Annotated in this window: 8 protein-coding genes and 1 pseudogene; 4 read left to right on the top strand and 5 right to left on the bottom strand. The window is 59.9% G+C overall.

Features of this window, described 5'->3' with window-relative positions:
- Positions 1 to 18: 18 nt before the first annotated feature.
- The 3 genes and pseudogenes from G6N35_RS26690 to G6N35_RS26680 all read right to left on the bottom strand — a co-directional run bounded on the left by G6N35_RS26690 (position 19) and on the right by G6N35_RS26680 (position 2,726).
- Complete coding sequence (locus tag G6N35_RS26690; protein WP_163807342.1) at positions 19 to 492, bottom strand: LppA family lipoprotein; 474 nt, start codon at positions 490 to 492, stop codon at positions 19 to 21.
- A 419-nt stretch (positions 493 to 911) separates the two neighbouring features.
- A pseudogene (locus tag G6N35_RS27795) lies at positions 912 to 1,472 on the bottom strand (alpha/beta hydrolase); the annotation flags it as partial.
- A gap of 924 nt (positions 1,473 to 2,396) precedes the next feature.
- A complete protein-coding gene (locus tag G6N35_RS26680) occupies positions 2,397 to 2,726 on the bottom strand; it encodes a WXG100 family type VII secretion target (protein WP_163807340.1) in 330 nt (109 codons plus the stop codon).
- A gap of 248 nt (positions 2,727 to 2,974) precedes the next feature.
- On the opposite strand from G6N35_RS26680, the gene G6N35_RS26675 reads away from it, so the two are divergent.
- Positions 2,975 to 4,165, top strand: coding sequence for an IS481 family transposase (locus G6N35_RS26675; protein WP_163807339.1), 1,191 nt, complete (start codon positions 2,975 to 2,977; stop codon positions 4,163 to 4,165).
- A 459-nt stretch (positions 4,166 to 4,624) separates the two neighbouring features.
- Here the strand turns inward: G6N35_RS26675 and G6N35_RS26670 are convergent, their stop codons facing one another.
- Together G6N35_RS26670 and G6N35_RS26665 are read right to left on the bottom strand one after the other, a co-directional pair.
- Positions 4,625 to 5,725: a S1 family peptidase gene (locus tag G6N35_RS26670; protein ID WP_163807338.1), complete on the bottom strand. Its 1,101-nt coding sequence runs from the start codon at positions 5,723 to 5,725 to the stop codon at positions 4,625 to 4,627.
- Between the two features lie 218 nt (positions 5,726 to 5,943).
- The gene (locus tag G6N35_RS26665; protein WP_163807337.1) at positions 5,944 to 8,334 is read right to left on the bottom strand and encodes an AAA family ATPase; all 2,391 of its coding nucleotides are present in this window, start codon (positions 8,332 to 8,334) and stop codon (positions 5,944 to 5,946) included.
- A gap of 212 nt (positions 8,335 to 8,546) precedes the next feature.
- Here G6N35_RS26665 and G6N35_RS26660 point away from each other — a divergent pair, with 212 nt between their 5' ends.
- From G6N35_RS26660 to G6N35_RS26650, 3 genes are all read left to right on the top strand, one after another.
- Positions 8,547 to 9,848, top strand: a complete 1,302-nt coding sequence (locus tag G6N35_RS26660) for a hypothetical protein (RefSeq protein WP_163807336.1) — start codon at positions 8,547 to 8,549, stop codon at positions 9,846 to 9,848.
- A 164-nt stretch (positions 9,849 to 10,012) separates the two neighbouring features.
- Complete coding sequence (locus G6N35_RS26655; RefSeq protein WP_163807335.1) at positions 10,013 to 10,876, top strand: hypothetical protein; 864 nt, start codon at positions 10,013 to 10,015, stop codon at positions 10,874 to 10,876.
- Positions 10,860 to 11,366: a hypothetical protein gene (locus tag G6N35_RS26650; RefSeq protein WP_163807334.1), complete on the top strand. Its 507-nt coding sequence runs from the start codon at positions 10,860 to 10,862 to the stop codon at positions 11,364 to 11,366. The genes G6N35_RS26655 and G6N35_RS26650 overlap by 17 nt, the downstream gene beginning before the upstream one ends.
- Positions 11,367 to 11,759: the final 393 nt, after the last annotated feature.

Here is an 11,759-nt window from a genome sequence, read left to right as displayed (position 1 = left end):
ACTGCCCGCCGGAATGAGTCAGTGCTTGCTTGCGGGTAGCCGGCAACCAGTACCGCCGCTGAGGAGAGCAGCCTTCTGCGATCCGAAACGGAGGGTGGTGCCCGTTTCGCTGGAGAACTGCACATCATGGTTGTTGGGCGCGTCCTTGAAGACCGTCACTGCCGTCGCTCCGAGCGCATTGGCAGCCTTTGCGGCGATGTCGTAGGCCTGCTTCCACTGCTCATCCGGGATGGGAACATCGGAGACGTAGTTGGCAAGCAGGATTTCCTGGCCGCCCGACTGCTCATACGGTGGGGGGCAGCCGCTACTACGGCTTTCGTCGTCACGCCACGCCCACGCGACAGTTGGGGCAATGGCTGAAATTTGTTGTCCCACAGTCGCTATTGCTGCTGTCAGCTGATTCTTCGTGTCCTCCAAGCTCGGCAGAGACTGGAGGCTGGCGGCGGCCTGGCTGGCGTGGGTGGGATCGGTGGGTCGGTAGGGGTTACTCACATGACATCCTGTTGCTCCCAGCATGATTGCCGCAACGCAACCAACAGCAGCGAGTCGCCGCTTCATAGGGGGTCGTTGCAGTGTCATGGACGATGGACTCATTTCTGCGGTATCGGGGTTGTACCGGCAATGACGGAAGCGATGTTGTAGCCGGTGGTGTAGAGCTGATTATGGGCGCTGTCCCAGCGTGGGTAGTCGCTATGTCCGCTAGCCGCGGACAGCGCCCGACCGTCGGGGGCCGTGACAGCACCAGTCTCAAGGTGGGTGAAGTTCGGGTTGGTGGCCGGGTTGGGTCCGAAATCGCCTGCGCCAGTGAGATCGGCAGCGGCCAGTCCTGTTCCCGCCAGGCCATTGAAGGGCGGAGGCAGGAAGGGCGCCACCTGATGCGCGATCTTCGGCCCGTCATAGACCATCTGGATGGGGTCGTCGGGAGTCTCCATCGTAAAGACGTGGCCGGGTTGCAGTCCCAGCTGTTGTGGAGTGGTGGCCTCGATGCCGGGTGAGCCGTAGAACAGAGCGTTGTCGACGCCGTGGCTGCCCGGTTCCTGCAGCGCGAGGCCGGTGGTCAGGGAGCCGTAGGAGTGCCCAATGGCTGTGAGGTCGAGCGGTCCGTGGTGAACAGCGGTGATGCCGTCGTAAAACCGGGAGAGATCCACAGCCCCGGCCTTGGCAACCGCGTCGTGGCTGACTTCGTATCCACCTTGCAGTGAGCCCGGGAGATCAGTTCCGCCAGGGACTTGCGGCGGGTCATAGCCGATCCAGGCAATCGCAGCTACTCCCTCATCGCCACGACCGGCCAGCCGGAGCTGCTGGATAGCTTCAGCACGGACGTGCATTGCGTCGTCGCTCATACCTTCGATCGCGCCATGAACGGTGGTGTTGAGGCCTGGCGTTGTCACGGATACATGCTCGGCGTTGTCCGGGTCGCCGACCGCGATCGCCGCTCTGGCTTGGCGACCATTCTGGGTGTCCAGGAGCATGAGATTGCGTTCGGGGTGATCCTTGACCGCGTTGTTCACGGCACGAAGGTCCGACAGGTACTTCGAGCCGTTCTTCGCGTCGGTGAACTGGCGCTGCCAAGCGGCGTATTGCTGGGCATCGCCGATGTTGCGGGGCAGGTTCTTACCCTCGGCCCAGTCGGGATGCTCGGCGCGCAGTGCGTCGAGTTGTGATTGAGCCGCTTCGGCATGCTTCAGCTGGTCGGCCAGGTTGAGCCGGTTGTAGTAGTCGCTGCCCGGATGGTCGTCGTCGCCGACCGGCATGTTCGGATTGTTGCCAATGTTGTGGTCTTGGCTGTAGAGGTAGTCCTTCTGCTCCTTGGACAGGCTTCGCCAGTAGTCGGCGAATTGTTTCGGATCGCCAGGCGGTGGTCGGTCCGGGATCTCGGGGTGCGGTCCCAGCGACGGGATGGGTGTCTTGCCGCCAGCCATGTTGATGGCGTTCGCCAGTGCGATATCGACCATGTTCGCTTCGGCCACGATCTTGTCCAAGCGCGGCTGCAGCTGCATTTCTTTGAGTTCGGCCTCCACGGGGTTGCGCACCTTCGGACCGGGCAGCACCGTGCCTGCAATCGGATCGATCTCCATGCCCAGGGATTCCGCATCAGCTTTGAGAGCTGCTAGTTCGGACTTGATGCGCTCGATCTCATCGGCGGCACTGCGCGCTGCGTTGGCGACGGCGAGGGCTTCATTGCCTTGTGCGTCGAGGTCCTTGCGCGTTTGCCCGATGGCGTGCTTGGCCGCTTCGGCCGCTTCACCGCCCCACGTCTCGAAGGCCGGCAGAGTGGCCAGGCCGTCTGCGGCATCATGCGCGGCCTGCGCACGGCTGGTGGCCGCATGGAACACCTCGCGCACATCGCCGGGATTCCAGCGCTCGATGTCTTGGACGGTCAGGGTCATAGACGCTCAAGGGTTGGTGTGGCTGGCGATCGCGTTCGCCGCCTGTGCCGGCTGTTCCAGCAATTGGCTGTGCCGCTGTTCCATCTCGACGAAGCCCTGGGCGCTGTTGTGGAGTCCTTGGGCATGGTCGCTCAGACGGGTCAGCACCGCACTCGTCGAGGCCAGCCACTGTTGGGAGAGCGCGGTTATGGCAAGCGCCGACGCCCCCTGCCAGCCGGCCTGGGCGGCATCGATCCGGCTGGCTGCTGCCGCGTGCTTCATCGCGACGTTCTCGCCGTGACCGGCCACCGCCGTGCCAGACGCCGCCAGCGACTCAATGTTGACTCGAAGCGACATGCCATCTCCCTCCAGACCTGCTGACTTATGGATACCAGCAAAGCGCATGGAGTCGCTAGTGACCTGCACGGAGGATGGGATGACGCCCTGCAGAGAGGCGGGGCTTCATCAGCTGGCCGGGCATGAAAGCGGCCCCGGAGAAGTCTCCAAGGGCCGTTCCACTTAGTAGCGGGGACAGTGTGGTGTTTCAGGACATCGGAATGGGGTGTCTCAAGACATCGGAATAGGTGATCGGCCAGTTTCGGCTGGTGTCGAAGGCTCGGTTGGTCATCACCGCGGTACTCGTCGAGGGCCGCTCGCAGTCGCAGGTCGCCCGCGATTACGGGGTATCGCAGGGCTGGATCTCCCGGCTGATCGCCCGCTACGCCGTTGAAGGCGAGGCCGCGTTCGAGCCGCACTCACGGCGGCCCCACTCCAGCCCCACCCGGTTACCGCAGGCCACCATTGACCTGATCATCGAGCTGCGGGCCACCCTGGCCGGCAAAGGCCTCGACAACGGTCCGCACACCATCGCCTGGCACCTGCAACACCACCACCAGCTACGCGTATCGACCGCCTCGATCAGCCGCCACCTCCACGCCGCCGGCCTAGTCGAACACAGCCCACGCAAACGACCCAAAACCTCCTACATCCGCTTCGCCGCCGAACAGCCCAACGAACGCTGGCAAGCCGACTTCACCCACTGGTGGCTGGCCGATCGCACCCACACCGAGATCTTGTGCTGGATCGATGACCACTCCCGCTACGCCCTATCGGTGACCGCGCACCGCAGCGTCACCGGAAACGTCGTCCTCACAGAGTTCCGCAAAGCCGTTGACCACCATGGCATTCCCTACTCGACACTGACCGACAACGGCATGGTGTTCACCACCCGCCTCGCCGGCGGCAAAGGCGGACGCAATCAATTCGAGGCCGAACTGCGGCGCCTGAACGTCCGCCAGATCAACTCCACGCCCAACCACCCCACCACCTGCGGGAAAGTCGAACGCTTCCACCAAACGCTGAAAAAAGCCCTCACAGGGCAACCACCAGCAACCAGCATCGACCAGCTACAAACCCAGATCGACGCCTTCATCGACGAGTACAACCACCACCGCCCGCACCGATCCCTGCCCCACCGGGCCACCCCCGCCACCATCTACAACAGCCGACCCAAAGCCGACCCAGCAAGCCGCATCGACACCCACAACCGCGTCCGCACCGACCGCATCCACCCATCCGGAGTCATCACCCTGCGCGTCAACGGCCGCCTGCACCACATCGGCATCGGCCGCCACCACTACCGAACCCGCGTCCTGATCCTGGCCCAGGACCACCACATCACCATCATCAACGCCGCCACCGGAGAACTACTGCGCGACTTCACCCTCGACCCCACCAGGGACTACCAACCCACCGGAGCACCCAAAGGCCCCAAACGGAAAAAGCCGCGAACCTAATGCAGGTTCACGGCTATTCCGATGTCCTGAGACATCACATAGTAGCGGGGACAGGATTCGAACCTGCGACCTCTGGGTTATGAGCTGTCGTCTCAATAGTTTGCTAGGTCCGTTAAGTCTCATTTATGCAGGTAAATGGCTATTGACAATTCGGACCGTTCCGGGGCGGCTCATTCATTTCGACTTGTTTCGGAGGGTTTTGTTCCCAAATTCGTTCCCAAATCGGAAGTCTTTGCGTTTGCGTGTTAGCTGGCGAGGCGTAGCCTAGCGGTCTACCGCGGGCAAACACAGATCGATTTTTGCTATGAGACTCTGTCGCCCTCGCGGGCGTACTCGCGGCTATCCGATGCTTGTCACGGACTCGCTGACGGGATCCCGATGAGCGAAGGTTGATTCCCAGCCCGACTTGGTGCCGGCAAGAAACATCCGCCACCGGGTAGGCCGGCGCATATCGACTTCCTAGCTCCAGTCCTCTAAGGCCGCAAGGTCGTCGTAACCTAGATCGCCCAAGGCCGTTACGACCATTTGACCTGGTATCCCTCGGTAGAAAGGGTGATCAGCACGCCCAGCGTCCAGTACTTCATGCGCGACTATGCCGACAAGTCGGCCATCCTGCGCGACGATCGGGCCTCCGCTGTTACCGGGCCGAGAAATTGCCGAATAAAGGAAGTACTCAAATTCGACTCCGTTGCCGTCACCATCAGGCCAGTTCGGATGGTCTTCAGGAACTGCCACTCTTGACCAGCTCGAGATCGATGGGTTGACCACTTGTCCCCGCTGCACTGTCACGTGCGCTTGGGCGGCCTGCGCAATGGGTGGGTAACCGAAGACGTACGTCTCATCTCGCCATTCTGGTCGCCGAAACACGACACCGTCGAGCGGTAGCAGACCCGTGGTTCCGGGTTCCGGTTCGACCGTGATGACGGCAACGTCGAGATGGGCGTGGCATTCCCAATCGACGATAGTAACTGCGGACTGATTTGGGAGGCCGGGCATGGGTGGGGAAATCGCCGAGGGCTGCACTACTCGCTCTACCCTCATATCACTCACTACATGAGAGTTCGTCAAGATATGACGTTCGTCAAGCAGGACACCAGTTCCGATGTGCACATCGTTATTGTTGTCGAAGCCGACGATCGGTAAGGTAATGGATCCATAACTCGGAATGATTAATTCAGGCCCGATAACCTCGGCCAACCAGAGCCAACCCTTTGCCTGCGATCGCGTCGCTAGAGTATTTGTGAAGAATCGACGACCAAACACGTCATTCCACGCCTCCTGGCCGTAATCCGTCAGCATTTCACAGGCGACCATGCGGTCGATAACTCGTTGGATTCGCGATCCTTGCGACAGTGCATGCCGGAAGCCACGGGGCTGCAGATAGTGCAGAAAATCCGACGTGCTAAACGGGAACATGGAGTCAGGCGGCTCAGGCTTTCCAAATTCTGCCAGCAGCTCGGTATGGTCATCCCGCGAAAAGAATCTGGCTGCCTCAAAAATAAGGAGCGTAAGCCATTCGATTGAGGCCGGCATACGCGAGTTAAGCCCGGGATCGGTCACGTCCGAATCGTAACCGTGGGGCAGGAAAACTGCAGCGGTATGCGCGCCGCTCTCAAATCTCTCGGGAGGCGGCTGCACACAATCGGCTTGAGGAACCGAGAAGCTTGGCTCTTGCCATCTAACTAAAAGACACGATCTCGGGCATCGGATGCCCGCCGCGACCGCATGGGGCCGTCGGACGGTGAGACAAAACTTAGCTAATTCGCGCCGAGTGCACCTTACTCGTGCATGACCGCCGGCACCTGCGGCAGCAGTTCGTTGGGATTTATCCCAACGGCGTCGCACAGTCCTCGAAAGTGACCTTCGTCTAGCTGGTTCATGAACTCGAAGACCGCTCTTATTGCAGTGGAAACCTCATCCGGGTTCACTGTCTTGTCTGTCGAGGGATCTTCGTCGTGGGAGTAACTATTTGCATAACGAGTGAGCCGCAACCGCAAGGCGTTAGAGTCACCACGATAACCGGCAGCGTCTAGTAATGCGGTCGAATTGCGCATTGCGCTGTTGAAGTCTCCGACCCACTCAGGCCGCTTAAAGGCCAAGAATGTCTCAAGCATTCGCCGCACGACGTTTGGAAACAGCAACTGAGCGTCTAGCCTATTCTCAAGAGAGTCGTCATTCGCGAGGTTGCACAGAGCCTGAGCGACGCAAATAAACGCATGGTGGTATGAAGAGCGGATCTTCTTACGAGACGACTCAGACGGGGGCCACGACGCTAGGGTTGGACGCCGCCTCGTGTGGCCATTGAAAGTAGAGTGGCGCGAGCGGATCTCATAGAACTGAGCGGGGTAGAGCTCTGTGAATTTTTGCCCTGTCGCCGGGTCTCTCCCTCCTCGCTGATGAAGTCGATCAATCTGAATGTCCCACTGCCGAAACAGTTCGAAGTCATGGGTGAGCAGTATCAGTTGCGCGATGTGGTCCTTTACAATCATTTCGGTCCAGATATACGTCGACACGCCCATGAAGATGTCGCTGTCTAGGCTGGAGACCGGGTCATCGATCACCACGATGGGTTTGCCGTTCGTCGCGTCAAACCGGGCTACCGATTCAAGAAAATGAACAAGAGTGATGGCGGTCCGCTCACCTACGCTGAGGCCAATCGCTGGCTGTCCGAAGCGCAATACCTTATAACGACCATCGGCCGCCTCGAATCTCAGCTCATTACGCCCGAGCAGCCGTGCCACCTCCTCGGTAAGCACCTTCGCACTTGGCATCGGGTCGCCCTCAACACGCTCGAGCGCTGCGATCTCTGCATAACACTCCCCCATCTCTGCGTCGAAAGCCGCTACCTCCGCGTTCTTCGAGGCTGCTATCTGCTCTTTCGCCCTTACGGTCGCCTCGGCTTGCTTCAAGTAATGCCGCTCGATGTCTAAGGCCGCCTGCTTGACGAACGTCTCGTGGCTCTCGACACGAATGTTGTGCTGGCGAAGCAGCGAAGCGAGAGCACTGCCCACGACGACTGGAGGCGCATCGACCGCGGAGTCGACCTGGCTAATAACGTTGTCCGCCTTGGCTTTTACGCGATCCCTCATTACGTCGATCCACTGCTGAAGCGCGGACAGCTCAACGCGGAGGTCATCCACTGCGTCGTCGAAACGGGGTCGGAGGTCCTCAATAAACAAGCCCTTGCTGGGGATGGCAGATGCCAAACGATCGATCCCGCGCGCGGCTTCGTCCAGTTCGCGCGCGATGGATTGGAGATCTCTCTGTAGTTCCTCGACCTCATCAGAAAAATGTCGGTCGATCTGCGCCTTTCGTTCATCGGTCAGCTTCGAGCCGCAAAATATGCAATCAGGGGCTTCCTCGTGCAGGCGTCGGCCGGCATCGACCCAAGGCGTTGCCTCAGGATGTTCTGCAAGTGTGTCTAGGACAATAGTGCTCGGTGTAGCAGACAATGCCGGACTCAGCCGCTCGACAAGGTCACTCGGCACAGCGACCGGAAGGCTGGGTTCTGCCAGTGCCTCTAGTCTGTCGGAGTTGATTATTCCGACCTTCTCGCGCATCTCCCCTTCTGTTAGCTCCCTCCAATCGCAGTGTGATGCAGCGAATTCGGTCTTGACTACGCGAGCGCTGAAGTTGCTTTTTGAGTTCCAACGTCCTCCAGCGCGTCCTGCCGCATCTACGACGTTCTTTGAGACTTGGCGATAGGTTTCCTCGACTTGCTGCTTCGCGCTGAGTTCCGCCCCAGCGGCGGAATCGCGTTCCGCGGTCTTAGTTGCGACCAACTGTCGCAACACCTCTAGGCGCTGTTCCGCGTCGACAGGGCGATGACCAACGGTCAAAACGGCGTCCATATCAGCGGCCGCAGGTGTAAACCGATGACTGCGCGAAACGTACCGCTCGCTGAAGACATGGATCCGGTCGAAGGCGGGATCCTCGCTGAAACTAGTGACGCGAGTTCCTGATGCGTCCTCCAGTGCGAGGGAGACCCGACTGAAGCCCATGCCGTCCGCGGCATAGCGCAACCCATCGAGGGCGCCTGCCAGCGAGGTTTTTCCCGTGCCGTTGCGGCCGAAGATAACGGTAATCCTGGCAAGCTCGGGCAGTGCGAGGTCCCAGCGGAAATCCTCAAATATCCCGCAGGCTTTTATACGTTCGAGCCGACGCAACATCACAGTCTCCTGTTCACGGACACAAGGTCAGCCGTAGGACGCACAACCAACGATACGAAGGTACGCCGTAGGTTCGATAATCTCAAGCGTAGTTTGCGCGGGTGACCCACCACCGAGCTGACCTGCCACCCGAGGAGACACGGGCGCATCTACGTGGACCGCCGAAGTACCACGACTAGGCTTCGTAGGGCTACGCGTAGGAAGGTCGAGGCGTGGATACACCCGAACGCCCTAAAGAGGCGGAGCTCATCGAACGACGTCGGCTAGAACAATCGCCGAGATTGTCCGTGACGAGGGCGGCGAAACTAGCGGGAATCAGCGAAGGTCGGTGGCGACAGATCGCAAAGGGTTATCAGCAGGCGACAAAAGACACCCGCATCCCAGTCATTGCTCCGCCCGACACGCTCGCGCGCATGGCAGATGTAGTCGGCTCCTCTCCGCAGGAGTTACGCGAAGCCGGCCGCGACGACGCCGCTGACGATCTTGAGAGACTCCAGTCGGACGATGTTCCTCCAGCGGATACTCGCGGCGGAATGGCTGGTGTACGTGCTGTAATGCGCCGCAGCCAAATCATGAGGAAACCCGAGAAGGACCGTTCCGACGAAGAGGTCGAGTGGTTGTCGGTCTACGACGCCGCCCATCCTCGGCGGCTCGACCCGAACATCGTCTCGGCCGGAGAGATTCGTCCGTCGGACGCCATTTTTGATGACTGGTTGGCGGCCCGAAATCGAATGCTCAATTTGGTGCTGGAATATGCGGCGACGCGCAGAATATCGTTCCAACTGGCTGAAAATGAGCTGTCTCAGGTGCAACAGATGGCCACCGATGTTCAACTCGGCACAGGACGGCCCTGGACTCCCCCTTGGAATCCGGGCCCCGAATTCGAACCTGGTGATGAGCCGTGGAGGGCTGAATGGTGGTCCACTTGGAGACACGTTCCCTCGAGTGAAGCCTTTCCGGGGACGTTAGGCGTGATCTCCGAATCTGGGGCAGGCCAATACGACGTTTCAGCAGTGAAGGCTTTTCGACAAGCGGTGGCAGCCGGTGAAGCTCCGTGGAGGGTTGGTCCGGAAGCTGGCCTCAACACCGTTGACATTGAGGCCGTCTGGCGACCGGCGCAAGCAATGGTATACGAGGGCGACCTCGAATTAACGACGTGGCTTCGGAATCGCGGAGCGAGCAAGCAGCTCTCAAAGTATCAGGACGAGGTCGCCGCGATCGGCGAGGATATTGCTAGCAGAGAAGGTGTGAAGCGTTTCGCGAAGCTGGCTCTGGGAACTGCGTTAATAAACGATCGACTTCATGCTGTGCATGTCCAAATGGAGCGCAATGCGTCTGGCGAAGCCGCTGAAGTACTCATTGAGGCCGAAGTGGCATTAGATCTCGCCAACATCAGTACAGAAAAATTTGGTCCGGGTCGGTCCGGCGGTGACAAGCCGCCGCCTGTCGGGCCCCGCAATAACCTGACGGACGTTCGTCCCTGGCGGCCGCACGGACCGCAGCGGGCAGGTTGAGTGGACATTAGAGCACTAAGACGAGGGGAATTGACTTGCCGCGACGCACTATGACGGTCACTGAACTGTGGGCACATCCGAGGGGGAATCGGAAGGAGCGCCAAAACCTTAGCCAGCTGCCAGATGGTGATCTATTGCACCTCTTTCGAGCCTTCGCAGCCGAGGTGACCCCGGCGCAGCTGCACAACTCCGCTAACGAGAGCTATGCGGCAGTTGTCGGGGACGAGCCGCTCGGACGCTCCCTCACACTCGCAGTAGAAGTTGGGCGATACGGCGAAGAAGGCCGCTTCATCGATACCACAACCCTGATGGAGAGAGGCAAATTCGAGAAGACGGACGCGATCCAAGTGGTCACACACGGCGTGTTGATCCTGCCGAAGGACGCCACGTCGGCGCTGCTCTTTCTTGAAAGAGCCAATAACCAGTGCGGCGTGATACGGCTCCTCGAGCTATTCAAGAAGCGGTTCGTACTGGCGTATCCCGATCTCCTACTGGAGGCTGACGCCGTCATCGAAGGAGAGGCATGGCTGGAGAGCGCCCAGTTGGTCCGGGTCAGCGCATACAGGCGTCACAAGGAGTCCGACAAGGCCGACAACTTCGTTGGAGCTCAGGCGCCAAAGTTTGCTGGCGACCTCACACATAGCCTGGTTCCCGGCATCGGAATGAAGTCGTTGCCCAGGTCACTCTTCGACGGTCTGCGTGGCGGTTCGATCAAAGTGGGAGAGTTGCTGGGCTTCGAAGAGGGCGAAAACGAGTCGGAGGCTGAAGTTACCCTTGAAGGCAACGGAAAACGGAAGACCTTCATCATCGGCCGCGAGCGGCGACCATCAGTGAGCTACCCACTGAGCGGGCACAACGAGGATGCATGGCCTGCCGAAAAGATCAGGAATCTTGTGTTTCGTCGGGAGTACGCGCCGGACCTTTTTGACCGTATCGGCATAGAGTGGACAGACGGGAACACTGTTGGACAGTGGACTGAAGAGCAGCTGGGGGCGAAGATGGTGATTCGCGGTGGCGAGCAAAGCTAGCGTCCGGCCGGTAGTTCGTGCCCACTTCGACACGCTGCGGGACGACCGTTCCGGTGAAATCCGGATGCTCGACCTGGTTCTTTTTGCGGGGGTACCCGTCGTTGCCGGGCTCGCGCTGGGCATTTTTGAGTTTCGGATGAAGGACACCGCGGCGGTTCTAGCCGGCCTCGCAGTATTCACTGCGCTCCTGTTCGGACTGGTGATCTTCGTGTTTCAGCTGAGAGTCCAGATCAAGGACGACGGACGTGATCGGGACCGCCCTCGACTTGCATCGCTCATTGATGAAACGTTCGCCAACGTCACTTACTCGGTTGTCATCGGCATTGTCACAACCGTAGTCGGCGTCGTCGCCGCCGCCATGGCAGATAAGGACGCTGGCGCCCCCATCTGGATCAGCGCTGTCCTTGCAGCGTTGGGCCTGCACCTTGTGCTAACTATTCTGATGTGTCTGAAGCGCGTTCACTCGGCGTATCAACAGCTCCGAGCCTGATGCGAACATCGAGGCACCCCTGATTTTGCCTCGTGTGCCTAACCTTCCATCGCGCACCAGCAAGATGAATTCGAAGGAGACGTCTTGGTCGGATGCGCTCCTGCCACGCTACGATCGGCCGTGCTCGCGATGAGCTTCGTATGAAGGCTGGGGTATGTCGAGGAGAAAGAGTAGCGGTAGGCCGAGGCGGCAGGAGGTCTACTCGATACAACAGGGCTATCTGCCAAGCGATCCGGTTCAGCCCTATCTCCCTCCGGTTCGTCCGTACTCAAGACATCTCTTTCCAGACCGTGTCGAAGACACAACCACGGGACTTTTACTCCCCCCGTACGAGGGCTGGCGGGGTGAGCTCACCTACAGAGTTGCGCTCGACCGCGGGCGATACGTCGACTG

The organism is Mycolicibacterium anyangense (assembly GCF_010731855.1).
GTDB classification, from domain to species: Bacteria; Actinomycetota; Actinomycetes; order Mycobacteriales; family Mycobacteriaceae; genus Mycobacterium; species Mycobacterium anyangense.
Note: the sequence above shows the minus strand (reverse complement) of the source record. Positions and strands in the feature narration are given on the sequence as shown.

Coding starts and splice junctions, on each gene's coding strand:
- G6N35_RS26665 (WP_163807337.1), bottom strand. CDS start 8,334: ATGTTGCGTCGGCTCGAACGTATAAAAGCCTGCGGGATATTTGAGGAT.
- G6N35_RS26680 (WP_163807340.1), bottom strand. CDS start 2,726: ATGTCGCTTCGAGTCAACATTGAGTCGCTGGCGGCGTCTGGCACGGCG.